This window comes from Marinomonas sp. AWM4_232 (assembly GCF_056158325.1).
Genome location: NZ_JBSWTA010000001.1, coordinates 3,050,153 through 3,076,479 on the forward strand (window position 1 = coordinate 3,050,153; position 26,327 = coordinate 3,076,479).

A 26,327-nucleotide genomic window follows, 5' to 3' on the forward strand; every position below is an offset into this window, starting at 1 on the left:
CATGGCAGCCGTAAAAACAGCATCTGTATTAGCATTTGAACGTAAATTGGCCAATTCGGACGGTCTACTCCTAGCGGGTAATTGGTCTGACATTGATACCGACAGTAAATGGGTACCTGTAAATGTAAAAGAGAAAGCGGTACGAGGTACTATTTCGAACCGACAGAAAGGTGCAACGGAAGCAAAACTTGACCAAGAAGTGAATAAGGCCAATCTACAAAAAGTCGATACCGCAGCGCTTCCTTTTGATTGCGATACTTTAAAAGTGGTATTTAGTTTGCGTGTACTGGGGGATCTTGCAACACCTTCTGCATGTAACAGCCCTGATTATCAAGCAGTGCTAAGTAGCACAATCAAGTCTTATATTTCTGAGCAGTCATTTGCCACACTGGCACATCGTTATGCTTCCAACTTGGCTAATGGTCGCTTCTTATGGCGTAACCGTGTCGGTGCAGAAGACATCAAAGTGCGTGTGACACAAGTGGTAAAAGACTCAGAAACGACGTGGGTCTTTAATGGCTACGATTTATCACTGCGTGACTTTGACTACCAAAGCGATGACTTAAAAGCGCTTGCATCAGCTATTGAACAAGGCTTGGCCAGTGATCAGTTTACCTATCTTAAGGTAGAGGCTTTTGTGAAGTTAGGCGAAGGTCAAGAAGTTTTCCCATCGCAAGAGCTTGTATTAGACAGTAACTCTCGTAAGAGCAAAGTGCTTTACGATGTAGAAGGTACCGCGGCGTTGCATTCACAGAAGATCGGTAATGCTATCCGTACAGTCGATACTTGGTATAAAGGTGCTGAGGAGGTTGGACCTATTTCTGCCGAGCCATTTGGCTCTGTGACCAGTCGTGGTAAAGCGTATCGCAGCAATAAAGATGATTTTTATACCTTGTTTGATAAGTGGATGGAAAAAGGCCAAGTACCAGAGTTAGAGCAGCAGCATTATGTCATGGCGAATATGATCCGCGGTGGCGTGTTTGGTAGTAAATCGGAGTAATCCATGGATCATTATCTAGATATTAAAATCTTAGAAGACCCTGAATTTACCACGCCCATCCTGATGAATGCGTTGTTTAGCAAGCTGCATCGCGCACTAGTCGAAGTGTCTGATCATGATATCGGAGTCAGTTTTCCTGAGGCTAGCAAAAAGTCATTAGGAAAATGCCTGAGAGTTCATGGTACACAAGAACGCTTATCAGTGTTGGAGTCGTTAGCATGGCGCAAAGGGCTAGGGGACTTTACTCAGGTATCCGGCATTACCAATGCTCCGCAAACAGGTGAGCATTGGTTAGTGCAGCGTATTCATGTGCAAAGTAACCCAGATCGTATGCGTCGCCGTGCAATGAAGCGTCATAATTTGACTTATGAACAAGCCGTTGAGCAAATACCAGACAGTGCGGGTAAAGAACTGGACTTACCCTTTGTGCGCATCAAAAGCCAATCAACAGGCGGTCAGCAGTTTCCTCTATTTATAAAGCAAACCGTGATTAATAAAGGCTCACAAATATCCGAAATTCAGTTTTCGAAATATGGGCTGAGTTCAATAACGCCTGTGCCTAAATTTTAACCCTTTTTTTAGCGATGTCTGTCAAAGCCCGTAAACACGGGCTTTGCTTTTTTCGATAAAAAAAGGGTGTTTTTGTGTTTAATAGACAAAGCTCTTTAACAATCAAAGTCTTAATGCTAATTTTGTCTACTTCACCGCCGAACAGGCGGCTTAGAAAAATCTCTGACGACATATCTGTTGTGTCTTTATCTTCACCGCCGAACAGGCGGCTTAGAAAAGTTTGCTCTCTGGATTAATAGCGACCATGATCTTCACCGCCGAACAGGCGGCTTAGAAATGCGAATTTCATTTCAACAAGCACGTATTCTTCTTCACCGCCGAACAGGCGGCTTAGAAAATTGTTTGATGGGGGCTGGATTGCTTCGGTCGCTTCACCGCCGAACAGGCGGCTTAGAAAGCTGGCATTCAGAAAGACACGCGTACCACCAACTTCACCGCCGAACAGGCGGCTTAGAAAAACTACCCATACTGGTGAGAAGTTAGCACTTCCTTCACCGCCGAACAGGCGGCTTAGAAAATCATCATAGGCAACATAGAAACCAGACTTTTCTTCACCGCCGAACAGGCGGCTTAGAAAATTAAAGCCTTGGTCGGGTGTCGTCACACAGCCTTCACCGCCGAACAGGCGGCTTAGAAATGCACCTGAGTCATACATAGACTTGATGAATGCTTCACCGCCGAACAGGCGGCTTAGAAAAGCATCATGCGCTCATATCCCAAACGATTAAGCTTCACCGCCGAACAGGCGGCTTAGAAATTCCTCATACTCAAAAACGGCTGTGATGTACTCTTCACCGCCGAACAGGCGGCTTAGAAATGATGGTTCTGTAGAAATGGATTTGTTAAACCCTTCACCGCCGAACAGGCGGCTTAGAAACGCCATAAGACGCCCTTTTCTAATTCATCCTTCTTCACCGCCGAACAGGCGGCTTAGAAATAGTTAACATGCGTCTTGCGCAAACACCAGCGTCTTCACCGCCGAACAGGCGGCTTAGAAAAAAGCAAGAGACAACACCGAAGCACCGCCAACCTTCACCGCCGAACAGGCGGCTTAGAAAAAGTGCCCCATAAATCGCCAACTCTGACTGCACTTCACCGCCGAACAGGCGGCTTAGAAATTGAGCTGTTAGGTAAGCATGTAAATGTGAATCTTCACCGCCGAACAGGCGGCTTAGAAATGCTGTAACGTCGTCAATTGTTGCTGGCAGCGCTTCACCGCCGAACAGGCGGCTTAGAAAAAGCACAGATAACTGCATCCATGCTTGACTAGCTTCACCGCCGAACAGGCGGCTTAGAAATCGGATCGACCTCTTTATAAGACAACCCTGATCTTCACCGCCGAACAGGCGGCTTAGAAAAGAAGACTACATCGAGCAAATCAGGGCGAACTCTTCACCGCCGAACAGGCGGCTTAGAAAAGTTTGCAGAAGTCTTGTATAAGAAACGGGGACTTCACCGCCGAACAGGCGGCTTAGAAAGTTGTAAGCCGCATGAGCTGGTAAAACCCATTCTTCACCGCCGAACAGGCGGCTTAGAAAGTAACGGACATATCATCGCCCAACTGGGTTTCCTTCACCGCCGAACAGGCGGCTTAGAAAGAACAGAGCCAGCAAACTCTAATTAACTGGTTCTTCACCGCCGAACAGGCGGCTTAGAAAACAAGTGGTAGAGCCCAAACCAGTCCCTTATGCTTCACCGCCGAACAGGCGGCTTAGAAAACTACCAAGTCTGCCAGCTAACTTAGTCAGCACTTCACCGCCGAACAGGCGGCTTAGAAATTTAACACCAGCAAACGATGTCATAGGGTACTCTTCACCGCCGAACAGGCGGCTTAGAAATGTGACGCTGGAGGATGTTAATAACGTCTACCCTTCACCGCCGAACAGGCGGCTTAGAAAGTATGGTGCCGCACTTGGGCGCATGGGATCAGCTTCACCGCCGAACAGGCGGCTTAGAAATGATTTAAATTCCCATTCCTGACCATCGGCTTCTTCACCGCCGAACAGGCGGCTTAGAAATCTAGCTTTTCTCGCGTAGCACTTCCATTGTCCTTCACCGCCGAACAGGCGGCTTAGAAATGATTCGATATATGTAGATGGATAGCTCTTTTCTTCACCGCCGAACAGGCGGCTTAGAAAATGAGCGATGCAGTGGACGACCTGCATAAATCCTTCACCGCCGAACAGGCGGCTTAGAAACGTAAAACAGTTAGGTTTGATGGGGAAACAGCCTTCACCGCCGAACAGGCGGCTTAGAAAAACTACCCATACTGGTGAGAAGTTAGCACTTCCTTCACCGCCGAACAGGCGGCTTAGAAAAAGAGTCTTCCACTGACTTACTAAAGTGTCTGCTTCACCGCCGAACAGGCGGCTTAGAAATGTTGTGTTGATACGTGTAGTTAGTTCTTTAACTTCACCGCCGAACAGGCGGCTTAGAAATGAGTGATACAGCTCGACTTGTTTTGAAAAGCACTTCACCGCCGAACAGGCGGCTTAGAAATAGAGCTAGACTCTAAAGTTTACGAGCTAGTACTTCACCGCCGAACAGGCGGCTTAGAAATAGAAACATCAAAACAAAGAGTGGATATTGAACTTCACCGCCGAACAGGCGGCTTAGAAATGTTTACCATGATTTCGTTATGAATCGCTTGACTTCACCGCCGAACAGGCGGCTTAGAAATGTTTACCATGATTTCGTTATGAATCGCTTGACTTCACCGCCGAACAGGCGGCTTAGAAAGACAACGAGTTAAACGACTGCCGGAGCTGACTCTTCACCGCCGAACAGGTGGCTTAGAAAAGTTGTTCAGAAAATCCAAGATGCTATAGTGAGTCCGCTGAGCATGCGGTTTGGCAGTTGAGAGTTTAATACGTACATCATACCGACATACAAAAAAGCGGCTCTTTGCAGAGGAAGAGGAATGAAATTAAAGAGACTCACACTTTCGAACTTTCGTGGTTTTACCTCGTTTGAATGTGAATTTAATCTAGGGTTGAACGTGATTGTCGGGCAGAATGGATTTGGTAAAACCTCTGTGTTGGATGCTATTTCCGTTGCTTACGGACAATACCTTAGTGCGTTTGGCACGGGTGCGGATCGCGGTGTCCATAAAGATGAAATTCACCTAGCCGCGACTAAGGCAGTCGAAGGGGAAAGCGTTCAAATGGAATATCAGTTTCCAGTGATAGTGAATTGCGAAGCTTACGACGTATCGTCTATGTCAGATTTCCCACGTTCTTGGACTCGTAGCTTGAATTCTGTAAAAAGTCGCACGACTCAAGTAGCAACGCTTAAGAACGTTGCTAAGTACTTAGAAAAAGCCGTGCAAAATGGCGAGACTGTGACCTTGCCTATTTTGGCTTACTATGGGACCGGACGCCTTTGGAAGCAGAAATTACTTTCTTCTCTGAAAGAAGAATCACTGAGTAAGGCCAGCCGTTTAGAAGGCTATCGTGATTGTATGGACCCTGAGTCTAGCTATAATGCCTTCGCTCGTTGGCTTCGCAATGAAACAATTGCTGATTATGAGCGTCGTATGGAGATCATTGAGCAATCAGGTCTCCAGAGGGCGATCGTAAGTGGGCAAACGATTCGAGGAAAGTTTCTGAGTGCTATCAGCAATGCGATCAATACCGTGCTTGCGCCTTCTGGTTGGAGTAATGTGCGTTACGGAGCGAGTACCAAACAAATTATTGCGACACATTCTGTACAGGGTGATATGCCGGTTTCTCTGTTGAGTGACGGTGTGCGGAATATGGTTGGTTTAGTGGCGGATATTGCTTATCGCTGTGTGCGTTTAAACCCACATTTAGAGGGCAATGCAGTCAATGATACATTTGGCATAGTACTAATCGATGAAGTAGACATGCATTTACACCCTGAATGGCAACAATTAGTGCTACAGAATCTGGAAGAAGCCTTTCCTAATATACAGTTTATTGTTACGACCCACAGTCCGCAGGTACTCTCAACTGTTAAAAAAGAGTCCATCATAGTACTAGGTAAAACTGGCAAAGTTCAGCCTATTTTTGGTGAAACGTACGGTGAAGCGAGTAATGACATCTTAACGGAAGTGATGCATGTGAACCCTAAACCACGTATCGAGCAGGTGGTGGAAGTAGAACGCTATTTAGACATGATTGACTTAGGGCAACATGAATCAAGTGAAGGTAAAGCCTTACGAGCCAAACTAGAGTCTATGATTGGTGCAGGGCATCATGAATTACAAAAAGCAGATCGTAAAATTCGACGTAAGGGATTATTGGCAAAATGAGAGCGATTGCTAAAACGGAATTAGGCAGTAATGTATTAGATCGGCAAAACAAGATAAGCCGGCCAAATACCGCAGAGGAAGCGGAAGAGCGTTGGGGAGCTTTTGGTAAAAAGACAATTGTACGTAATAAGCTAAAGAGCCAGCAGCAAGGGCTTTGTGCCTACACTGAGTTTAACATTAGCGCGTTTGTTTCTTTGGCTTCTTCTAAACAAAATGGTTGCCATATTGAACACATCAAACCTAAAAGCCGTTTTCCAACAGAAACCTTTGATTATGAAAATCTAGTAGTGTCTGTACTGGATGCTCAGGATTTACATTCGATCAAACAGGGTGAATTATCCGTTAGTACCCAAGACCCAGATGATGAGAGTCATTTCAATTATTTTGGTGGTCATGCCAAACTACATTTTTATGATGATAATCTTTTTATCTCACCTACCAACCAAAATTGTGGATACTTTTTTGCGTTTCTAGAAGAAAGCGGCGCGATTGTTCCTTCTCCTAACCTCGATGATGCAGAGCAAGAGAAAGCAAAATACACAATTAATCTGCTGAACTTAAACCATCCTTATCTTAAAAATCAGCGTCGCCAGCGTATGTCGGAAGTTAGAGAAGATATTGATAAAACAGATGACTCAACAAAAATCGTTGCTCTAATTGATTTAGAAATTTCTGAATACGAAGCAGGGCAGGTTGCCTCCTTTCCATCTGCGATATTGTCCCTTATAAAAGACTCATAGAAGCATATGATTAGTAAATCATAGACGAAGTCTATTTGAGATAACTACAGAGTAGCTAGTGAAATCCAAGTACTCGATATTCATCTAATTAACCGAAATATTCCTTATAAGAGCATTAGCATTGTATCTCTGCAAAACAACACTATACTGTATGTATATACAGTATTTGGTTTGGTGGTTGTATGCGTTTGACGTATTTGGGCTCAGCTGAGTCGTCTGGTTTTTTTGCGGCGAAGCAGATGAAGATGCCGCTTTATGTGGAGTCGGTGTCGGCGGGTTTTCCCTCACCTGCCCAGGATTTTGTGGAATGCTCGTTGGATTTGAATGAGTTGTGTATTCAGCATCCGAGTGCGACGTTTTTTGTGCGGGCGCAGGGAGATTCTATGGTGGATGCTGGGATTCATTCTGGGGATGTGTTGGTGGTGGATCGATCTTTGACGGCGAAGCATGGCGACATTGTGATTGCGTCGATCCATGGCGAGTTAACCGTTAAGGAGTTGTGTTTAAAGCCTGAGTCGATTTTGCGTCCTCACAATAAGGCCTATCCTGTGATTCCGATTTCGGAGCATTCTGAATTCGAGATCTTTGGGGTGGTGACTGGGGTGGTGCGGAGACTGGATCGCTGATGGATAAAGTCTTTGCTTTGGTGGATTGCAATAACTTCTATGCCAGTTGTGAAAAGCTGTTTCGCCCTGATTTAAAACATACTCCGGTGGTGGTGCTGTCAAACAATGATGGCTGTGTGGTAGCGCGTTCGCGAGAAGTGAAAGCGTTAGGACTGAAAATGGGGGCGCCGGTCTTTCAGGTGCGGGATCTTATCGAGCAACACAATATCGCCTGTTTTTCGTCTAATTATGCGCTTTATGCGGACATGTCGAATCGGGTGATGACGGTATTGGAGCAAGAAGCGCCACAAGTTGAGATTTATTCCATCGATGAAGCCTTTCTTGATTTAACCGGTATTGATGCTGTGGATGATGTGGCACGTCAGATCAAGGCCAAGGTCGATCAATATACAGGTATTACAGTTGGTGTGGGGATTGCGCCTACCAAAACCCTAGCAAAGCTCGCTAATCATGCGGCGAAGGCTTACCCCGCTACGGGTGGGGTAGTGGATCTAACGGATCGTGAGCGGCAGCGGCGATTGATGGCATTGGTGGAGGTCGGGGAAGTCTGGGGCGTGGGGCGTCGCTTGACCAAACATTTGCAGGCACGGGGCTTACGGACTGCATTGGACTTGGCGGATGCCGACCCGAAAATGATTCGTCGAGAGTTCTCTGTGGTATTGGAGCGTACCGTACGAGAACTCAACGGTATCTCCTGCTTGGAGTTAGAGTCGATGACGCCGACGAAACAGCAAATTGTCTGTAGCCGTTCGTTTGGAGAGCGCATTACCCAAAAGGGCGAGTTAAAAGAAGCGCTGGCAAAGTACGTGGCGCGGGCGGCTGAAAAGCTGCGACAAGAGGCATGCCTCGCCCAAGTCTTACAGGTGTTTATTCGCACTGGTGTGTTCAACCCTAATGAGCGCCATTATTCCAATTCCGCGTCGGTAAAATTATCCGCTCCTTGTGATGATACACGAGCCTTCCTCGCTGCGATGGAGCCATTGTTTGAGTCGATTTACCGTCCTGGGTTTCGCTATGCAAAAGCCGGCGTGATGTTGACGGATTTTTATCAACCGAACACCTATCAAACCGATCTATTCCATCCAGAGGAGGACAGAGAACGTTCCAAGAATTTGATGGATGTATTGGATAAGATCAACCGCCAAGGGCGCGGCCATCTCTTTTTTGCTGCTCAAGGGGTGACGCCGCAGTGGTCTATGAAACGCGAATTTCTTTCGCCTGCGTACACCACTAATTGGAACAGCTTGCCCAAGGTCTATTAAAGACGACAATTGAGCAAAAGAGTGAGATAGGGCAAGATGCCCCTTATGTTGATAACTGGTAACCCTATGAAACCTGTTGATGTCACACCGAGTACTTTTGCGCAAATATGCCCGCTTTGTCAGAGCGAAAATCATTGTGCTATGACGACCGGCCAAGCTCCTGAAACCTGCTGGTGCCATCAACCAACGGTCGAGATCAAAGCGGAATGGTTGGAGTCGTTGCCAGATGAGGTCAAAGGAAAGGTGTGCCTTTGCCAACGTTGTATTGATACATTGGCAAAGCAAGCCGAGGGCAATACTTTATAAAAACGGCTAGAAAGGGCAGGGGGCAACAAACTTTACCCATGCTTGAGTAAAGGGGTGAAAGAACTCAACACGGTATGCGTGCAAGCGCAAACGCTCGTCGTCACTCGGTTTGATAGAGTCGTAAAAGTCATCGCCAATGATAGGATGTCCTAGGCTTTGCATATGAACGCGCAGCTGATGGGAGCGCCCAGTGATAGGCGTTAGACTGACTCGTGTATGACCATTCTCATAACCAAGAGGTCGCCAATGGGTGATGGCGTCTTTGCCCCACTCAGTGCAAATCATTTGTCTGGGGCGTCTGTCCCAGTCACAGCGCAATGGCTTACGTACTTCGCCAAACTCTCCGAGCAATCGCCCACGCACTAAGGCGCGGTATTCCTTTTGCACATGACGTTCACGAAATTGTGCGTACATCCGCTTCTGACACTCAAGGTCGCGGGCGATCAGGATCAACCCCGACGTCGCGTAATCGAGGCGGTGAATGGCATGAGCTTCACCATAGCGCTGTTCCGCTCTGGTCACGATAGAGTCGTACTTGTCAGCGCCACGACCGGGCACTGACAAGCTTTTCGCAGGTTTATTGACGACCACTAACCACTGGTCTTCGTACAGAATGTCTAGCACGGATTACTCTGGTTTAGTGGTCAGAATAATACGAATAGCGTCCAAACGGATTTGGTGCTCATCGATGCGTGTTAACCCTTCTTTTAGATATTGCTCGTACTCAGCAATGTGCTCATCTTTAATCGCTGAGTTCTGCTGTTGCAACTCTCGTAGACGATCAATCTCAGCTTGCCATTTACGCTGGTATGCTTCTTTCGCTGCATGGACCGTAGGACGAGCCTGATCTTGTGCGTTCAGTTGGTGAGCTTGCAGAATGTCCAATAGCTGAGAACGCAGAGCGGCAACCCATTGCTCTGCTACGCGATTTGGCACACCTTTTAGCTTCTCTGCCCATTTGTCCGCAGTGAACTGGTTGTGCAGGAATTTGCTGTTCGCATCGGACAGTTGCCAGATTGGCGTCAAAGGTAAGGATTGGGCAAGCTTCAAACGCGGGTGGCCTGTTGCTTCAATCACAAACATACTTTCTACCAATACTGTGCCTTCTGGCAGCGCTGCAATCGGAAGAATCGCAGAGGTTAGTTTGCCTGAGTCGAAGCCTTGAACTTCATCCATCAACATGGTGATCAACGGGTGTTCCCACGTGGCAAAGGCAACGTCTTCACGTTGGCTGGCTTGGCGACGATCTAGCATGAGAACTTTACCTTCTTCCTCAATACCAGGCAGCGCTTCAAGCATCATGTCAGTAGAAGGGCGGATAAACCACGCACCTTGCTCAGGCTCGTCGTTCAAGCAATCGGCATAAATGTTGAAGGCATGAGTGACTTGCTCAATGTAATCGTGCAGGCCATGTCCCGCTTGATCATTAATTTGATCAATCAAAGACTGGGCAACGGTTGGACGACAAGACGACATTTCTAACAGTCGATTACGGCCTTCTTCCATCTGCTTGAGCAAAGCTTCGTGATAAATACGCGCTTCTTCGATCAGTGCTTGATCATCGTCGCTACCAAACAAGAACGACTGCAATGGCTCTTTGAAGGCAGAATTCACTTTGTCACCAGAACCTGTCGTACGGTTAAAGGCATTAAGTGCGTTGTGATACCACTGGTAAAGGCGCTCTTGGACGCTGCCTTCTAGGTAAGGGACATGAATTTGTACCGTGTGACGTTGGCCTAAACGGTCCAAACGACCAATGCGCTGCTCTAATAGGTCAGGGTGCTCTGGTAGATCGTACATCACCAAGTTATGGCTGAACTGGAAGTTACGACCTTCACTGCCGATTTCAGAACATACCAGCACCTGTGCGCCCTCAGGGTCAGCAAAGTATGCTGCCGCTCGGTCGCGGTGAATCAATGGCATTTGCTCATGGAAATCGGCGCTTTGGAAACCTGCAAACGTCAGCTGGTCGTTTAGCCAGCGAGCCATGTCAGCCGTATGACAAATAACCAGAACTTTGGTCTTGGCTTTTTGATCCCCTAGGAACTCTTTTAACCATAACCAACGTGGATCATTTTCCCAAAGACCATGATCGACACCAGACTCAGGTAGTACATGATGCGCAGCGCTAGCAAATGCCTCGTGATTAACCAATGGGTAGACGTTCAGATGACGCTCAGGGAAACCACCGATGGCTGCACGGGTGTTACGGAACATTTCACGGCCTGTACCATGGCGGTCGATCAGCCAGTTGATAGCATCTTGAGCCCCTGTTTGCTGTTTCTCGGCATCATCCGATGTGAGTAATTCGAACCACTCTTTGTTTTGTACATCGTGTAAATAGTCCGAGAACACTTGCTTCCAATCAAGGTTATCAAGGCAGTGATCGGTTTCTGTGAACGGTAACAAGGATTCAGCTAGTTCCGCCGCTTGTTTGAAATCGTTCTGTTGAGCTTGATATACCTCAAAGCTGTGGTAGTGCTCAGGGTCTAACAACTGCAAACGAGAGAAATGCTCGCGTTCACCTGTTTGTTCTGGCGTTGCGCTGAGCAGCAACAATGACTCGCTTTCCGCTGCCAGACGAGCGACAAGCTGGTAACCCACGCTCGGCGCATCCGGTTCCCATGAAAGGTGGTGGGCTTCATCGACAATGACCATGTCCCACTCAGACATCAGCATGTGCTGCGCCGCTTTACTGTGTTGGGCAACCCAATCAATCGGTGCAATCACAAACGGCTGAGCGTCGAATGGATTATCATCACCGTCCATGTAGTCTTCATAGACAGATTCATTAATCAACGTGAATGGCTGATGGAAGCGGCGTAACATCTCGACCAACCATTGGTGCTGTAAGTTGGTCGGTGTCAAAATTAAGGCGCGACGTGATAAGCCATTTAATACGCGATGATGAAGGATAAGGCCTGCTTCAAGGGTTTTACCCATACCTACTTCGTCACACAGAAGCGCACGGGCCGCTGGACGATTGGCAATGTCATGGGCCAAGTACATTTGGTGCGGTAACAGTTCTGCCTTTAATCCCATCAAGCCGCGTACCGGGCTCGCAGAATGGGCAGCTTGGTGTTCTAACGTCTTACGACGCAGATCAAACCACATACGGCGCGCAGGAGACAAAGCTAAGATAGAGTCCAGCTCGTTTTTGTCATTGCGTGGGAATTGAATCTCAGATTCATCGATCCACTCGTCACCAATGTTGTATTCCATTAAGGAATCGTACTCACGTACTTCCAATACTGAATGCGCTTCACCTTCAAAAATAAGCTGATCACCTGGTGTCAGGGTTCGGCGCACTAGGCTGGTTTGAGAAACGGAATAATTACGCTCTGTTTCTGCATCGGAAAAGTACAAAACAAAGGATTTCGCTTGTAATTCAATAATAATGCCGATACCAAGATCTGGTTCGTTTCGGCTACTCCAACGTTGTCCTATTTGATACATAACTACTCTGTGTCGCTTTCAATAATCGTAATATTGCCCTGACATAAATCGATCAAGGACTGTTTCTGTTCTGCCCACGTCCGTTCAATCACGGCGAGGGTGATGTCGATGTTTTCGCCAAACTGTTTGTCTTCTACATCAATATCGCTATTTTCTAACCAATATTCCACTTTACCCATCATAGGATAGGCGATCTTGATGAAAACCGTTTGACGAGGATAAATTTCTTCCCAAACAAGTTGATCTAATGCTTCCACCACGGCTTGGCTGTATGCCCGCACTAACCCCCCTGCACCAAGCTTGATACCACCAAAATAGCGCGTTACCACCACGGTAATCTCACCAAAATTAGAATGCTGTAACACATTCAGCATCGGCTTACCGGCAGTGCCTTTTGGCTCGCCATCGTCGCTTTGATCCCAAAGGTGAACGTTATTGGGGGCGCCCGCCACAAATGCCCAGCAATTATGGTTGGCATCCGGATAGCGCTGGTTCATTTCTTCGATAAAGGCCTTGGCTTCATCGCGTCCACGAGTCCGTCGAATAGTGGTAATGAACTGGCTGTTTTTAATTTCCAGATCAAAGCGTTGCTCGTGTGTTGGGCTCTGGTAGTAATCCATGTAAACTTCGCTTAGCGATTGTTTTTAAACGTAAAGTGGCGGGTTAAATAAATGACAGACTGGATGCAGCAATCTGTGTGGATGGCGTTAGCTTGTATGGTCGGTGTGGCCATCACGACTACCATCGCGGGTGTTATTGTACAGAGAATCCAGCGTAAGTGGCAGGTTGAGCATGAAAATTCTGTGCAGGAATTGACGCAAACGCAGCAAAAGCTGGAACGAGCGCAGCAAGAAATTCACCAATTAGAAAAAGAAGCATTGACCCTAGAGCAGCAATTCGCTGCAGCCCAAGAAATTTGGCAACAAAAAGAGCATTTCTTTGAGCAACAGAAGCGCCAAAATGAAGTGCAATTTAAACAGCTGGCACAAGAAATTATTCAGCAGCAAGGGGCTCGCCTAGCCACTGAAAATGAAAAACAACTCAGCGCTATCTTGTCGCCACTAGGGCAGAAAATTCATGAATTTCAGCAACGTGTTGAACAAAGCTACGATCAAGAGGCCCGCGAACGCTTTTCGTTAGTCAAAGAAATCAAAAACCTTCAGTTGCTAAATCAGCGCATCAGCGACGACGCGATGAGCTTAACGGAAGCGTTGAAGGGGCAGAACAAAGTTCAAGGTGGCTGGGGAGAAGTCATTCTTGAGCGAATTTTAGAGCGATCAGGCCTAGAAAAAGGGCGAGAATACGAGGTTCAAGTATCGCTCAATACTGAAGATGGAAAACGCTATCAGCCTGATGTCATTGTTCACTTGCCAGAGAGCAAACAAATCATCATCGACTCTAAAATGGTCTTGGTGAGCTACCTTGCTTATGTGGAGGCGGAAGACGATGCCACTCGTCAGCAAGCACTTAGACAGCACCTCGACGCCATTCGCCGTCATATGAAAGAACTGAGTGCTAAGAATTATCACGACTTAAAAGGCATTACATCGCTGGACTTCGTGATTATGTTTATTCCAATTGAAGCGGCTTATGGTTTAGCCCTGCAAGCAGAGAACGGTCTGTTCTCAGAGGCGTTTGAGCACAACATTATTATCACAGGCCCTTCTAACTTGCTGGCAACACTGCGCACCGTACAGAACATCTGGCGTAATGAGAAACAGAGTCAAAATGCCTTGGAGATCGCAAGACAAGCAGGGGCGATGTACGACAAGTTCGCTGGTTTTGTGCAAGATATGGACGATATCGGCGCCAAAATAGACACGCTCTCACGCAGCCATGATCAAGCCATGAAAAAACTGTCTATCGGTCGCGGTAATCTAATGAGTCGCGCAGAGCGTTTGCGCATGATGGGAGCGAAAACTAATAAACAGTTAACGCTCCCCGAAGACGATCAGGACGAGGCTTAGTCGAACTGCCAGAGCACCTTATGATCTTTGCCATAAGGAACATTCTGAAGATCAAATAAAACACTGTTAGTCACTTTGGTTAGATCTTGGCTAGGTGCTTTGGTCGCGTTACCAATCAGGTGAATGCTCAGTGTTTTATTCAGGTAATGAAGCTGAGTGCGGTCTATGTCGATGTACTCTCGATGACTACGCAGCATGAAACCAAGGTCGGCAAGAACTTGGTCCCGTGCTGGCAGTTGAAGCGCTGGCGGGCGTCCAGTGGATTCGTGATTTAGCGTGTCCGACTGGATGTGGTCATCAGTATCCACGTGCACCATGACATCTTGCACCTGAGGGTGGGCTTTCTTAATGGTATACACCACCAAGTCGCTTAAATAGTGGCCTTCACTGACGGTCGCGTGAGCAGGGACATGGATATGCATGTCGAGGAAGATCTTGCCTGCCATGGAACGCGCACGGATATCGTGGGGCGCCATGACATTTTTTAGGCTGGCTGCTGTGTCACGGATTTGCTCAATGGTCTTAGGATCGGGAGCGGTATCCACCAACTCTTTTACATTATCCCAGATCATTTCAACGGCAATTTTACCAATTAAGATACCGACAATGACAGACGCTGCTTTATCGGCCCAGTGGTAACCGAAATACACCCCCGCTAAACCTGCAAGTACGGCAACAGAAGACAGTGCATCACTACGACTGTGCCAAGCGTTGGCGATTAATAGTTTACTGCCGATCTGTTTGCCTGCGCGGTGGGTGTAGTGAAAAATCGCTTCTTTGACGACGATGGTTAACACCACAGCCGCCAAACCGTACCAAGTTACCGTTGGGGAAAGCTCGGCATTGAAAGCTTCAAAGACGATTCCCGTGGCCACGACAATAAGTACTACACCTAGGATAACCGTGGTCAAGGTTTCAAAGCGTAAGTGGCCATATGGATGATTTTTATCGGGGGCTTGGCGTGCGTTGTTAGCGGCGATCAAGACGAATAAGTCGGTGACCAAGTCGGATAAGGAGTGAATACCATCAGCGACAAGGGCTTGAGATTGAGATAACCAGCCAGCAATAATTTTGGCGATACCCAGAACGGCATCCCAAAACGCCCCGACAAGGGTAACTCGTTGAGCTATTTGCTTTTCTTGTTGCATTTTTGACATGAATCAGCGACCTAAAATCCTATTTATGCAGCGATAAAAACTGCTTAAAAAATATGGAACGGCAGGCTTCAAGTATACTCTGACATAGCCGCCGTTCTCCCCAGTGTTATCCACCCAATCTGTGGAAAACTAGTCCTCGTCTTGAATTTCAAACCATACTTTATAGGACTCGAAAAAGTCTCGTACGGTCAAAGACATCAAAGCAAAATTGGCGTCCATATCCGATAAAGCACCACCTTGAGAGTCATTAAAAGCGTTGTCTTTTAGGGTGTCATCAAACTTCACTTTCTTCAGTGTTAAGTCATCATTGAGAACAAAAGACATTTTATCGGTCCAGCGCAGTGCCAAGTTTTTAACACTCATACCTTGTTCAAGGTGTCGCGTTACGTCCTCGGAAAGTGGTTCTAGGGATTTGAAGCGAATCTTTGCACGGTCCTCGGAAGCATCTTGGATTTCGACTTCGTCACCGGTTTCAAGGCTCGCAGGAATATCATTTTTGATCAGCCAGTCTGTCATAATGGAAGATGGCGAGACGGTGGCTTGTAAGGGCACCATTGGGAAGCTGCCAAGAGTGGTTTGTAGCAGCTTGAATAATTGCTCTGTCATGCCTGCATTGGTGCTGTTTAAAACTAATAATTTGGCTTTTAGATCAATGTACGCCCAAATATCAGAACGCTTTGCAAACGCCTTTGGACGCAGGGAAAACACCAACTCTTCTTTGAGGTCGGCTTTCTCTTTACGACCCACTTTACGGCCTTCTACGAGCTCAATCTCAGCAACTTTTGCTTCAAGCTCTTCGCGTACGACGGCAGTAGGAAGTACTTTTTCCTCCTTTCCTGCGCGAACGAGCATGCACAGATCGCTGGAGATGGACCATTGTTCGCTATTGCGAATCAATGGCAGCCAGCCAAAGGTAAATTCGTCCTGGGAGCCACACTCACGCAGAGGATGATCTGGAAGTTTGGTGACGAGGTCGGTACTGCTGAAGTTTTCCGTATCCTTGAGTTGGAAAATCTGTAAATTCTTAAACCACATAAATCAGTCCTTCATCGCTTCTTTAAAATGTTTACGGCATACGGAAATATAGCGATCGTTACCACCAATTTCGATTTGTGTACCTTCTTTAATGGCATGGCCATGTTCATCCACTCGTATGACCATGGTGGCTTTGCTACCACAATGACAGATGGTTTTTAGTTCAATTAAGGCATCCGACCAAGCCAATAGGGCTTTACTGCCGGGAAATAGCTCGCCTTGGAAATCCGTGCGTATACCAAAGGCTAAGACGGGGATGTTGAGCCGATCGACCACATCCGATAATTGGTACACTTGCTCCTTGGTAAGGAACTGGGCTTCATCTACCAACACGCAGCCCACTTTGTCTATTTGGTGGTTTCGCTCGATGAGAGAAAATAGCTCGGTGTCAGCTTGAAACAACTCAGCCTCTGCGGCAATGCCAATGCGTGAGGTGATTTGCCCTTGATCATAGCGATCATCCAGTGCCGCAGTGAGCAGCAGTGTATTCATACCACGCTCTTGATAGTTGTAAGCAGACTGCAGCAAGGTGGTGGACTTACCCGCGTTCATTGCGGAGTAATAATAGTAGAGTTTCGCCATGCTAGGTGTCTTTTGCTGTCATTTTTGATTTATTGAAGGCAAGGGCGACTTGCATAGTGAGCCAGTCGGCTCGCTTAATCCCTGACATGTCACACAGCATGTCGAGCTTTTTTGCGGTATCCTCATCCACGACTAATTCAACTCGTTTCATCCCTAATGATTTTTCTTTCTCGCGCTGCGCGCGTTTATTCGCTTTAAGTTGATCTTTGCGAGATAGAGGATGAGTTCGGGGGCGGCCGCGCACTTTGCCAAATAGGTCAATGGTATTGCGGTCAGAAGAAGCTTTAGCCATAACGTTTATAGAATCGATTTTATCAGTAGGTTGAAATGGAAATAGAAGAATTTGAGTCCATCATGGTGACCGTATTAATCAGCGGCTTTTGCATGTTTATGTTGTTCATCATGTGGGACCTTGCTCGTAAGTCAAATGCCGGAAAATTAGGTACATTTGTTATTATCGGCGGTTTGGGCCTTGGAATGCTAGCATTTGTCTTAAAAGGTGTTGTGATTGAGCTTATTTTAGGTGGGGCAGGCTGACCTAGCGGGCCAGCTTGCCCGGTTAAGGCTAGTGATTTTGCTGATATAAGCTAATAAAATCTAAGATAACCTCAGCCGCTTCGTGGGCGTAGACATCTTCTTCAGGCGCTTCAATATCGTCCACATTATCAAGTGTTGGTAAGTCTAAAGCTTGGCGACGTTTATTTTCACGCTTCAACTCACTTTGCTCACTGTCTTCACGTTGCTGCTCACGGGTCTTTTCATTGAGAGAAATAGACTTGAAGTGTTCAGACTGCTGTTTGACATAATCAATCTGTTCTTCCAAAGCAACAAAGTTCGCGTCTTGCTTAATACGATCGCTGTGAAGCTGTGTTAGATCGGCAATGTACTCATCAAAATCCCAGTACACAGGGTAGCGCGTGTCGTGAATCTTATCCCATGGCAATGGGTTTTCTAACGCGCTTTCTCCGACGTCATCGGTATTGATCAGAGAAGGAAAGTTGATATCAGGCATCACCCCTTTATGTTGGGTACTCTCGCCAGAGACACGGTAAAACTTCGCTTGGGTAATTTTCAGTTGTCCTTTGTCCAGTTCTTGGAGCACTTGAACAGTACCTTTACCGAAGGTTTGATCGCCTACAATGATCGCACGGCCGTAATCTTTCAACGCACCGGCAACGATTTCAGAAGCAGAAGCGCTCATGCGGTTGACCATCACCGCCATCGGGCCGCTGTAGGCAACGTCACGGTCTTGATCCCCCAGAATACTGACACGGCCTGATGCGTCGCGAATTTGAACCACAGGGCCTGCTGGAATGAACAAGCCAGTCAGGGAGTTGGCTTCTTGTAGTGAGCCGCCGCCATTGTTGCGCAGGTCTAGAATCAGGGCTGTGATGCCTTCTTCTTGTAACTCTTCGATCAGTTTCTTGGTATCACGTGTTGAACTCTTGTAGTCACGATCACCTCGTTGAATGGCGGCAAAGTCAGAGTAAAAGGTTGGTAGTTCAATGACACCCACTTTAAAGGTTTTACCACCGCGTTCAACTTCGACAATTTTCTTTTGCGCGGATTGATCTTCTAACTTAACCTTTTCACGGGTGATGGTGATTTTCTTACTGTTTTGCGAATTGCTGTTCGCAGGAATGATTTCAAGGATGACATTCGTACCCCGCTCGCCTCGGATCATATCCACAACGTCGTCAAGGCGCATACCGACTACATCAATCATAGGCTTGCCTTCTTGGCCAACGGCGATGATGCGGTCGTTCGGTGCTAATTCATTTTGCGCTTCAGCTGGACCACCTGGAATCAGTCTAACGACTTTAGTGTAGTCGTCTTCCATTTGTAAAACGGCGCCGATCCCTTCTAGGGAGAGGCTCATGTTGATGTTAAATGCTTCTGATGCTCGCGGTGCGAAATACGTTGTATGTGGGTCTAATACTGCAGTCACTGAGTTAGCAAAACTCTGGAATACATCTGTAGCATTGGTTTGATCAATTTGCTTTAGCTGACTTTTATAGCGACGCTCAATGGCTTCGATGATTTCCTGCTGCTCTTCGCCATTTAATTTAAGGGTTAAGGCGCGATTTTTGATTCGTTTACGCCAGTAGTCATCCAGTTGTTCTTGGTTTGTGGCCCAGACCAGTTTGTCTGGATCGATATTCAGACTTTCATCTACGCTGTAATCAAAGCCTTTGACCATGTCAGGGATTTCGATCAAGACTTTTTCAAGACGCGTTTCAGCACGTTTTAGGTAAACGTTGTAGATGTCGTAAGCAACCTGAGAATTGCCGTTGCGTAGAGCATCATCAAATGCATCACGGTATTTCGATAAACGATCGATGTCCTCTTGCAGCAAGAAGCTTCGGGACGGATCCAAGGCGTCTAAGTAATTGTCGAACGCTTGTTCGGAGATTTCATCGTCGATAAGAGTTTTGTTATAGTGGACGTTCTCTAGCGTTGACACGATTTCTTGGGCAACGCGATCATAGTCATGAGGTGGTTCGAGTTTTTCATACGCCGAAACGGAACCGCTGGCTAACGCGATACTAGGAAGTAAACTTAACAACAGGCGTTTGTAGATCATCCGCGAATGGTTCCCTTAAACTAATTAGTCTGTGATTATTAAAATCATATTAGACTCGTATCGACAAGACCAGTCCAGTGACGAAAAAGTCGTTTTTTATATCATTGACTTAGCAGGAAAATATGAATCAAGCCAGTTTTAATCAATCTTTGTTGTCATTTCTTGATGATTCCCCAACACCGTTTCATGCCGTAGCGACAATGAAGCGAGATCTGCTGGCCGAAGGCTATGAGCAGCTTGATGAACAGCAAGAGTGGGTGATCAGTGAAGGCGGCAAGTATTTTGTTACCCGCAATGACTCCTCAATCATTGCCTTTACCACACCTACCTTGGATTTTGCACACCAAGGTTTCCGTATGATTGGTGCCCATACTGACAGCCCATGTTTGAAACTAAAGCCTAACGCTCACGTAGAACGTTTTGGCTACCACCAGCTAGGAGTGGAAGTGTATGGCGGCGTGCTGCTCCACACTTGGCTTGATCGCGATCTTTCAATTGCGGGACGTGTGACGTTTAAGACGGAGTCTGGTGAGCTGAAGAGCCGCTTGATTGACTTTAAAGATCCGATTGCCTTAGTACCCAATTTAGCCATTCATTTGAGTCGTGGAGTCAATACCGAAGGCTTTAAGGTCAATCCGCAAGAAGAGATCTTGCCAGTGCTTTGTGGTGCAGAACATACCTTTGAACTGGAAACGCTGCTGAAAGAGCAAATTATTCGTCAGAATAGTGATGTGACAGTGGAATCTGTGTTGAGCTTTGAGTTGAGCCTCTATGATGTACAAAAAGCGGCGATTACCGGTTTGCATGGGGACTATATCAGCGCTGCACGCTTGGATAATTTGCTTAGCTGCTATGTTGGTATACAGGCTCTATTGAATGCAGATGCATCTCGCCCAACGTTGCTAATTTGTACTGACCATGAGGAGGTGGGGAGTCAATCTTCTTGTGGCGCAAATGGCCCATTCTTAGAAGATGTATTGCGTCGATTAACGCCTGTGCCTGAGCAATACACTCAGACGGTACAGCATTCTATGCTGATCTCAGCAGATAATGCCCACGCTTTGCACCCTAACTACGCTGCAAAACACGATCAACTGCATGCGCCTTTGATCAACCAAGGTGCGGTCATTAAAGTGAACAACAATCAACGATACGCTACCAACAGTGAAACCGCAGCAGTTTATAAGGACATTGCTAACAGTTTGGGGCTTCCTGCACAGACCTTCGTGGTTCGTAGCGATATGGCCTGTGGCAGTACCATCGGCCCGATTACGTCAGGGGAGATTGGTGTGGCTACATTGGATATTGGCTTGCCAACTTTCGGTATGCATTCGATCCGCGAACTGGCTGGCAGTGTGGATGCCTTCAATTTATACATGATTCTAGTGGCGTTTACTGAGCGAGAGCATTTGATTACTGCTTAAATAAGTTAACTAAACTAGGCCGTTCTTAGAGCAAAAAAAACAGCGCATGATGCGCTGTTTTTTTTATATCAAATGCTAAGCAACATTAAATCAGCCATTGGTTCAGCTCAGCAATATCTTCTTCACTAAGATCGCCAGTCAGCTGGTCTAGAGTGATTTGCTGTAAAACGAAGCTGTAACGAAGTTGTTCGTATGTATTCTTGGCATCGAAGTATGTGGACTGAGCGTCCAACAGTTCAACGATATTACGAGTTCCCACGTCATAGCCAGCTTGTGTCGCTTCTAATGCACTCTCTGATGAGCGAATAACTTGCTGTTGTGCTTTCACTTGTGCTGCCAGGGTTTTAAGTTGCAACACGGCGCTACGGATGCTCAATTCGATGTCTTGAATAGAGCTTGCGCGGGATTCGAAAACAGATTCTGCACTGGCTACAGCCTGACGTACGGAAGCACTGATGGCGCCACCACTGTATAGCGGAATAGCAACGCCTACACCAATGGATGCTGTGTTCGTCACACCATCTTGTCTTGAAGAGGTCTCAGTTGAGTAGCTGTTATCCGTACGAGCAAGTGAACCTGTAATGGATACAGTTGGAACGCGGCCACTGGCTTTTTGGATATCTATGTTGTTTTGCGCAGATTCAACAGAAAGATCCAGAACTCGGATACTCTTATTCGACGCCATGGCGCGTTTGATTAGAGCATTCGCATTAAGGTTTGGGTCAACCTCGATCGGGAAGGCATCAGACAGGCGTGGAATCTCTTCGATACTTTGACCTGTACGTTGGTATAAGGACTCCAATGCGATCGTGAGATTAGACTCCGACTCTAGCTCTGTCACAAGAATCGAATCATAAGCAGCCTGAGCATCTTGCAGGTCCGTTACAGAGACAAGACCGACTTCATATTGCTTTTTAACTCGGTCCAGCTGGCCAGCGTAGCTTTTCACCTGGGAACGGGTAGTGTCTAGTGTCGCTTGAGCTGTTAGTACAGCAAAGTAGTCATTCAGCGTATTAAAGATCAGTTGTTCTTTGGCCTGCTCTAATTCAACCCCGGCGCTGGCGAAGGTGATTTCTACCGCATCAACACCATAATCAAGTGCTGGCGAGTAGATAGGATAGTCAAGATTTAGAGCTAATTGGTTTTGAGTATTACTGTAGGAGTCAGCATTATCAGGGTTGGTATCAGTGTAACCTAAGTTGCCACTAAAGCTGATGTTTGGGTAAAGGTTACCGCGGGTCACTTCTACCTGTTCTTTATCTGCTCGGTAAGATGCGTTCGCTGCACGTAAACTTGGGTCGTGGGCTTTGGCTAAATTGTAAACTTCACTCAGGCTCTCTGCATGCACTGTAGGTAGTGCCACCGTTGCCGCAATAAACGATGCGATAATGTGCTTTTTCATGGGTTCCTTTCTTGCCTCGATATGAAATAAATTTATATTACCTGACGGTACTGACAGTGAATACTGCGTTTTTTATTATATCTTGTATGACTGCTGACAATATCATACCTATAAGCAAAATCGTTCGAGCCTATTGTGTAAATAATGCAATATAGCCATGAGGACTCTGCAAGAAAGTCCTCATTTCATTGCCGTATTGAGATTAAGAGTCAGAAGGTGCTAACTCGACAGTGTAGCGTATTTGGTAAGTGGAATTGGGGGCAATCGATCCATGCAGTGCGACACTGTTGGCGTTGATTTGCTCCAACGAGCGCAAAGATAACTCTCGAATTGGCGCCGACATGCGATGATTGATTTGATAGTCCTGAGGGCGTTTCGATAGGTTTTTCAAAGACAGCTCCCAAGTTTGTGTGATCCCTTTAGTGCCTTTGGATTCAGTAATCAGCGTTAGATCACCTGTTAAGTCCAAGCTTTTGTTAAGCATGACTTCAACTTCCGCGCCTTCACGTATATTTTTTAAAGCGACCGGTTGCCCACTGAGGTAGTAAGGCTTCTTGTGCCAGAGGGTTTGGTATGTGCCAGGCATTAGATCTTTCGGACTATCAAAGCGTATTTGTTGCTGAAAGTTCAAAGGAAGTTTAGACGCCGAGGAGTAGCTATAAACCGACGATACATTACTGCGCTGCGTAATTCGGCTAGAATGTTTGCCTAAATCTACTAGTGTCTGTGAAGCTGCTGGCAGGGTTAGATCAGTCAGTTCAAGGGTAATTTCACTGTCTTGGTAATCGGTGCTCGGAGCACTGCGTTCCGTCATCATATCCCCAGCTATAGCACTTTTCATCATCATGGGACGTACAAGCGAATTGCGTTGGCTGTAGTGCAGCAGGGCACTATCAAGAGCGATTTCCAAAGAAGCATTGTTTTGGATACTAGCTTGCTGGATAAGCGTCACTTCTTGGTCGTCAATGATCATTGATAATTCAGGCTGCCAGCGGATGTCAGCCGTTTGATAAGTGAGAATACCTTGATAGTTAAGCGATGTACGACTATTGGATGCAGCTAACTTCGGTACCAAGTAAAAGTCATTTATCGGATAGTTAGCCGATACGCGCTTAACACTTAAAGTGAAGTATTGGTCATTCACGGCCTCAAGTGTCCCTTCGAGGGAGAGCTCTCGGTTTCTATGCTCAACTCTAACGGGTTGTCCAAGGTGGTCACTCCAGCTTTTGCGAGTGCTGTTGAAAAAGTCTGGTAGTTGGAATGGCGAATAATTTTTGCCGATGGGCAAAATACTGCCTTCCACCGGAGTGAAGCTCAGTGATGCGCCTTTCACTAAATTTTCTGTTACTTGGCTGCCATGTTGATCGATTACGATGGCATCAGGGGCAGCAAACGCAGTGACAGATGTCAGCAGTAAGCCTGTAACCGTTGCATTGCTTAACATGGTTTTCGTGTCCATTAGCCTTCCTCTGTAGAAATGGGCGATAGAGAGCATGGGATTACTCCTTTCTATACGAGAATAACGTAGAATACGCAAAGATATATAGGACACAAAGTGGAAGGTTAGTGTGCAAAAAGGGCTTTTACTCATTGATGGCTTAAACTTGATAAGACGTTTACATGCGGCGCTAGAGAGTGAGCAGGATCCTAATCGGCGAATTGAAAGAACCCAAAGTCTTTGTATTGATGCCTTATCAAAGCTGGTGGCACAGTTTTCACCTGCATATATGGCGGTGGTGTTTGATTCCCCCAGTAAAACTTGGCGTCATGAGATGTTTCCAGAATATAAACTCGGCCGTCCACCCATGGAGGATACTTTACTGGAGGCGATGCCAGCATTTGCGCAGGTGTTTCGCTTTAATGGTTGGCCCTGTCTTCGATTAACGGGCTGGGAAGCAGATGATTTGGTAGCGACTCTGGCTTATAAAGCCAGTCTTAAAGAGATCCCCTCGATGATTGTATCAACGGATAAGGGCTATACCCAGCTATTGAAATTTCCGCATATTCTGCAATATGACTATTTTGCCAAGCAAGGTTATGACCGGGAGTGGGTGGAGCAAAAGTACGGTGTGAAGCCCGAATTGTTACCTGATTATTGGGCCTTGGTTGGTGATACCACCAATCATATTCCTGGTGTAAAGGGCATTGGTCCCAAATCGTCAGTGGATATTTTGTCTGATAAACAAAGTTTAGAAGATGTTTTTGCGAGTCTATCTGAGTATCCTGCCAAATTTCAGAAACTACTAGACGGCCAGTTAGCGCATTGCCAGTTTGCCCGTTCCTTAGTGACGCTAAAGTGTGATGTAGAAATCGGCATTCGATTGTCTCAACTCACTTTGAAAAACAATTCTTAATTTAACCTTTAAAGATAGCGAATAAGCCTTACTCATCCTTCTTAACAGGCATATAATAGTGCCCCACTATTCACCCGATTAATGAGATAGGATATGTCTGAGGTAAGAACTCGTATTGCGCCATCTCCAACTGGCGACCCTCACGTTGGTACTGCATACATCGCACTGTTTAACATGGCTTTTGCTAAAAAGATGGGCGGTGAATTTATTTTACGTATCGAAGATACTGACCAAACACGCAGTACCCCTGAATCGGAGAAAATGATCCTTGATGCGCTGCGTTGGTTAGGCTTGGATTGGGCGGAAGGTCCAGATGTCGGTGGTCCACACGGCCCTTACCGTCAAAGTGAACGCGGCCACATCTACAAAGATTATGCCCTTGAACTTGTTGAAAAAGGTCACGCATTCTACGCGTTTGAAACGCCAGAAGAGCTAGATCAAATGCGTGCTGAGCAAAAAGAGCAAGGCTTACCGCAGAAATACGACGGCCGTGCTCTGAACCTTACTGCTGAAGAAGTTCAAGCAAAACTTGACGCTGGCGTACCATACGTTATCCGTATGAAAGTGCCAGAAGAAGGGACTTGTGTGGTTCAAGACATGCTGCGTGGCGCGATCGAGATCGATTGGGCTCAGATTGACCAGCAAGTACTTCTAAAAGCAGATGGTCTGCCAACTTATCACCTAGCAAACGTTGTTGATGATCATCTAATGAAAATCACCCACGTCATTCGTGGTGAAGAGTGGATCAACTCGGCGCCTAAGCACATTTTGTTGTACCAATACTTTGGTTGGGAAATGCCAACATTGTGCCACATGCCATTGTTGCGCAACCCAGACAAATCTAAGCTGTCTAAGCGTAAGAACCCAACATCGATTCTGTACTACCAGCGCATGGGCTTCTTGCCAGAAGCGGTCATCAACTATCTAGGTCGTATGGGGTGGTCAATGCCTGATGAGCGTGAAAAGTTCGCCTTGTCTGAAATGATCGAAAACTTCGATATCCAGCGTGTTTCTTTGGGTGGTCCAGTATTTGATGTTGAGAAACTTAAATGGCTGAACGGCGTTTGGATTCGTGAAGATCTATCGGTTGCAGACTTTGCTCAGAAGTTTGCTGAGTGGGGTTTGAACAGCGAATACGTGAACGCTATTTTGCCATTGATCATTCCACGTATCGATACATTCTCTGATGTAGCAGATGTCGCTGGCTTCTTCTTCAAAGGTCAATTGGATGTAACAGCAGAGTCGTTTGCTGACATCAAGATGGAACAAGAAACACTGCGCAAAGCATTACAGTTTGCTCTGTGGAAGCTTGAAGCGTTGCGTTCTTGGGAGAAAGACAAAATCTTCGCTGAGATGAAGTCTCTTGCGCAAGCAATGGAAGTGAAGCCAAAAGACTTTTTCGCGCCATTATTTGTCGCGGTAGCGGGCACAACAGCGTCCGTATCAGTGTTTGATTCCATGACCATTCTTGGCCCTGACATGACTCGTGCTCGCCTACGTCACGCAGTTAACGCAGTAGGTGGCCCATCTAAGAAAGAAACCAAACGTTGGGAAAAAGAGTTCGCCGAGCTTTAATTCGCTAAGCATTT

General features: G+C 46.6%; 22 protein-coding genes and 1 CRISPR repeat array. Of the genes, 12 read left to right on the top strand and 10 right to left on the bottom strand.

Annotation, left to right across the window (positions count from 1 at the left end; translation table 11 throughout):
- Position 1: 1 nt before the first annotated feature.
- The 7 genes from csy3 (at position 2) to ACXAC1_RS14440 (ending at position 8,777) form a co-directional block, all read left to right on the top strand.
- Positions 2–1,000, top strand: coding sequence for a type I-F CRISPR-associated protein Csy3 (csy3, locus tag ACXAC1_RS14410; protein ID WP_475062322.1), 999 nt, complete (start codon positions 2–4; stop codon positions 998–1,000).
- 3 nt (positions 1,001–1,003) lie between these two features.
- The gene (gene cas6f, locus ACXAC1_RS14415; protein WP_475062324.1) at positions 1,004–1,570 is read left to right on the top strand and encodes a type I-F CRISPR-associated endoribonuclease Cas6/Csy4; all 567 of its coding nucleotides are present in this window, start codon (positions 1,004–1,006) and stop codon (positions 1,568–1,570) included.
- Positions 1,571–1,699: 129 nt separating this feature from the next.
- Positions 1,700–4,369: direct repeats of the CRISPR family, unit length 28 nt; unit sequence CTTCACCGCCGAACAGGCGGCTTAGAAA.
- A gap of 121 nt (positions 4,370–4,490) precedes the next feature.
- Positions 4,491–5,843 carry an AAA family ATPase gene (locus ACXAC1_RS14420; RefSeq protein WP_475062326.1) on the top strand — a complete coding sequence of 451 codons (1,353 nt, stop codon included), beginning with the start codon at positions 4,491–4,493 and terminating at the stop codon, positions 5,841–5,843.
- A complete protein-coding gene (locus ACXAC1_RS14425; protein ID WP_475062328.1) occupies positions 5,840–6,583 on the top strand; it encodes a retron system putative HNH endonuclease in 744 nt (247 codons plus the stop codon). Before ACXAC1_RS14420 ends, ACXAC1_RS14425 begins: the two co-directional genes overlap by 4 nt.
- A 182-nt stretch (positions 6,584–6,765) precedes the next feature.
- Entirely contained in the window at positions 6,766–7,209 is a 444-nt protein-coding gene (gene umuD, locus ACXAC1_RS14430; protein ID WP_475062329.1) for a translesion error-prone DNA polymerase V autoproteolytic subunit, read from the top strand.
- Positions 7,209–8,471, top strand: coding sequence for a translesion error-prone DNA polymerase V subunit UmuC (gene umuC, locus ACXAC1_RS14435; protein WP_475062331.1), 1,263 nt, complete (start codon positions 7,209–7,211; stop codon positions 8,469–8,471). The genes umuD and umuC overlap by 1 nt, the downstream gene beginning before the upstream one ends.
- 45 nt (positions 8,472–8,516) lie before the next feature.
- Complete coding sequence (locus tag ACXAC1_RS14440; RefSeq protein WP_475062333.1) at positions 8,517–8,777, top strand: cysteine-rich CWC family protein; 261 nt, start codon at positions 8,517–8,519, stop codon at positions 8,775–8,777.
- Positions 8,778–8,783: 6 nt separating this feature from the next.
- On the opposite strand, the gene ACXAC1_RS14445 is transcribed toward ACXAC1_RS14440, so the two are convergent.
- The 3 genes from ACXAC1_RS14445 to ACXAC1_RS14455 are packed head-to-tail and all read right to left on the bottom strand — an operon-like array spanning position 8,784 to position 12,853.
- The gene (locus ACXAC1_RS14445; protein WP_228191267.1) at positions 8,784–9,401 is read right to left on the bottom strand and encodes an RluA family pseudouridine synthase; all 618 of its coding nucleotides are present in this window, start codon (positions 9,399–9,401) and stop codon (positions 8,784–8,786) included.
- A 3-nt stretch (positions 9,402–9,404) separates the two neighbouring features.
- Positions 9,405–12,233, bottom strand: coding sequence for an RNA polymerase-associated protein RapA (gene rapA / locus ACXAC1_RS14450; protein ID WP_475062334.1), 2,829 nt, complete (start codon positions 12,231–12,233; stop codon positions 9,405–9,407).
- 2 nt (positions 12,234–12,235) lie between these two features.
- Complete coding sequence (locus tag ACXAC1_RS14455; RefSeq protein ID WP_475062336.1) at positions 12,236–12,853, bottom strand: YigZ family protein; 618 nt, start codon at positions 12,851–12,853, stop codon at positions 12,236–12,238.
- Positions 12,854–12,904: 51 nt separating this feature from the next.
- Between ACXAC1_RS14455 and ACXAC1_RS14460 the strand changes: the two genes are divergently transcribed.
- Positions 12,905–14,200, top strand: coding sequence for a DNA recombination protein RmuC (locus tag ACXAC1_RS14460; RefSeq protein WP_475062338.1), 1,296 nt, complete (start codon positions 12,905–12,907; stop codon positions 14,198–14,200).
- Here the strand turns inward: ACXAC1_RS14460 and ACXAC1_RS14465 are convergent.
- From ACXAC1_RS14465 to ybfE, 4 genes are all read right to left on the bottom strand, one after another.
- Complete coding sequence (locus ACXAC1_RS14465; protein ID WP_475062340.1) at positions 14,197–15,357, bottom strand: cation diffusion facilitator family transporter; 1,161 nt, start codon at positions 15,355–15,357, stop codon at positions 14,197–14,199. The genes ACXAC1_RS14460 and ACXAC1_RS14465 overlap by 4 nt on opposite strands.
- Positions 15,358–15,486: 129 nt before the next feature.
- Complete coding sequence (locus ACXAC1_RS14470; RefSeq protein ID WP_475062342.1) at positions 15,487–16,392, bottom strand: recombination-associated protein RdgC; 906 nt, start codon at positions 16,390–16,392, stop codon at positions 15,487–15,489.
- Between the two features lie 3 nt (positions 16,393–16,395).
- Positions 16,396–16,974, bottom strand: a complete 579-nt coding sequence (locus tag ACXAC1_RS14475; RefSeq protein WP_475062344.1) for a thymidine kinase — start codon at positions 16,972–16,974, stop codon at positions 16,396–16,398.
- A gap of 1 nt (position 16,975) precedes the next feature.
- Entirely contained in the window at positions 16,976–17,266 is a 291-nt protein-coding gene (ybfE, locus tag ACXAC1_RS14480) for a LexA regulated protein (RefSeq protein WP_475062346.1), read from the bottom strand.
- Between the two features lie 35 nt (positions 17,267–17,301).
- On the opposite strand from ybfE, the gene ACXAC1_RS14485 reads away from it, so the two are divergent.
- The gene (locus tag ACXAC1_RS14485) at positions 17,302–17,511 is read left to right on the top strand and encodes a DUF2788 domain-containing protein (protein WP_133564053.1); all 210 of its coding nucleotides are present in this window, start codon (positions 17,302–17,304) and stop codon (positions 17,509–17,511) included.
- A 28-nt stretch (positions 17,512–17,539) separates the two neighbouring features.
- Here the strand turns inward: ACXAC1_RS14485 and ACXAC1_RS14490 are convergent, their stop codons facing one another.
- Positions 17,540–19,558, bottom strand: a complete 2,019-nt coding sequence (locus ACXAC1_RS14490; RefSeq protein ID WP_475062348.1) for a carboxy terminal-processing peptidase — start codon at positions 19,556–19,558, stop codon at positions 17,540–17,542.
- Between the two features lie 122 nt (positions 19,559–19,680).
- On the opposite strand from ACXAC1_RS14490, the gene ACXAC1_RS14495 reads away from it, so the two are divergent.
- Positions 19,681–20,982, top strand: coding sequence for a M18 family aminopeptidase (locus tag ACXAC1_RS14495; RefSeq protein ID WP_475062350.1), 1,302 nt, complete (start codon positions 19,681–19,683; stop codon positions 20,980–20,982).
- Positions 20,983–21,067: 85 nt separating this feature from the next.
- Here the strand turns inward: ACXAC1_RS14495 and ACXAC1_RS14500 are convergent, their stop codons facing one another.
- A complete protein-coding gene (locus ACXAC1_RS14500) occupies positions 21,068–22,384 on the bottom strand; it encodes a TolC family outer membrane protein (RefSeq protein ID WP_475062351.1) in 1,317 nt (438 codons plus the stop codon).
- 202 nt (positions 22,385–22,586) lie between these two features.
- Positions 22,587–23,843, bottom strand: coding sequence for a hypothetical protein (locus ACXAC1_RS14505; RefSeq protein WP_475062353.1), 1,257 nt, complete (start codon positions 23,841–23,843; stop codon positions 22,587–22,589).
- 109 nt (positions 23,844–23,952) lie between these two features.
- Between ACXAC1_RS14505 and xni the strand changes: the two genes are divergently transcribed.
- On the top strand, positions 23,953–24,738 hold the full coding sequence (gene xni / locus ACXAC1_RS14510; protein WP_475062355.1) for a flap endonuclease Xni: 786 nt from the start codon (positions 23,953–23,955) through the stop codon (positions 24,736–24,738).
- 93 nt (positions 24,739–24,831) lie between these two features.
- Positions 24,832–26,313 (top strand): glutamate--tRNA ligase, encoded by a 1,482-nt coding sequence (gene gltX / locus ACXAC1_RS14515; RefSeq protein WP_475062357.1) that lies wholly within the window; start codon positions 24,832–24,834, stop codon positions 26,311–26,313.
- Positions 26,314–26,327: the final 14 nt, after the last annotated feature.

What these genes read in the sequence shown, in the direction of transcription:
- ACXAC1_RS14500 (WP_475062351.1), bottom strand. Translation starts at nt 22,384, where the DNA reads ATGAAAAAGCACATTATCGCATCGTTTATTGCGGCAACGGTGGCACTA.
- ACXAC1_RS14505 (WP_475062353.1), bottom strand. Translation starts at nt 23,843, where the DNA reads ATGGACACGAAAACCATGTTAAGCAATGCAACGGTTACAGGCTTACTG.
- ybfE (WP_475062346.1), bottom strand. Translation starts at nt 17,266, where the DNA reads ATGGCTAAAGCTTCTTCTGACCGCAATACCATTGACCTATTTGGCAAA.
- umuC (WP_475062331.1), top strand. Translation starts at nt 7,209, where the DNA reads ATGGATAAAGTCTTTGCTTTGGTGGATTGCAATAACTTCTATGCCAGT.
- ACXAC1_RS14425 (WP_475062328.1), top strand. Translation starts at nt 5,840, where the DNA reads ATGAGAGCGATTGCTAAAACGGAATTAGGCAGTAATGTATTAGATCGG.
- ACXAC1_RS14420 (WP_475062326.1), top strand. Translation starts at nt 4,491, where the DNA reads ATGAAATTAAAGAGACTCACACTTTCGAACTTTCGTGGTTTTACCTCG.
- rapA (WP_475062334.1), bottom strand. Translation starts at nt 12,233, where the DNA reads ATGTATCAAATAGGACAACGTTGGAGTAGCCGAAACGAACCAGATCTT.
- ACXAC1_RS14470 (WP_475062342.1), bottom strand. Translation starts at nt 16,392, where the DNA reads ATGTGGTTTAAGAATTTACAGATTTTCCAACTCAAGGATACGGAAAAC.
- ACXAC1_RS14440 (WP_475062333.1), top strand. Translation starts at nt 8,517, where the DNA reads ATGTTGATAACTGGTAACCCTATGAAACCTGTTGATGTCACACCGAGT.
- cas6f (WP_475062324.1), top strand. Translation starts at nt 1,004, where the DNA reads ATGGATCATTATCTAGATATTAAAATCTTAGAAGACCCTGAATTTACC.
- umuD (WP_475062329.1), top strand. Translation starts at nt 6,766, where the DNA reads ATGCGTTTGACGTATTTGGGCTCAGCTGAGTCGTCTGGTTTTTTTGCG.
- ACXAC1_RS14460 (WP_475062338.1), top strand. Translation starts at nt 12,905, where the DNA reads ATGACAGACTGGATGCAGCAATCTGTGTGGATGGCGTTAGCTTGTATG.
- ACXAC1_RS14475 (WP_475062344.1), bottom strand. Translation starts at nt 16,974, where the DNA reads ATGGCGAAACTCTACTATTATTACTCCGCAATGAACGCGGGTAAGTCC.
- csy3 (WP_475062322.1), top strand. Translation starts at nt 2, where the DNA reads ATGGCAGCCGTAAAAACAGCATCTGTATTAGCATTTGAACGTAAATTG.
- ACXAC1_RS14495 (WP_475062350.1), top strand. Translation starts at nt 19,681, where the DNA reads ATGAATCAAGCCAGTTTTAATCAATCTTTGTTGTCATTTCTTGATGAT.
- ACXAC1_RS14485 (WP_133564053.1), top strand. Translation starts at nt 17,302, where the DNA reads ATGGAAATAGAAGAATTTGAGTCCATCATGGTGACCGTATTAATCAGC.
- ACXAC1_RS14455 (WP_475062336.1), bottom strand. Translation starts at nt 12,853, where the DNA reads ATGGATTACTACCAGAGCCCAACACACGAGCAACGCTTTGATCTGGAA.
- ACXAC1_RS14490 (WP_475062348.1), bottom strand. Translation starts at nt 19,558, where the DNA reads ATGATCTACAAACGCCTGTTGTTAAGTTTACTTCCTAGTATCGCGTTA.
- gltX (WP_475062357.1), top strand. Translation starts at nt 24,832, where the DNA reads ATGTCTGAGGTAAGAACTCGTATTGCGCCATCTCCAACTGGCGACCCT.
- ACXAC1_RS14465 (WP_475062340.1), bottom strand. Translation starts at nt 15,357, where the DNA reads ATGTCAAAAATGCAACAAGAAAAGCAAATAGCTCAACGAGTTACCCTT.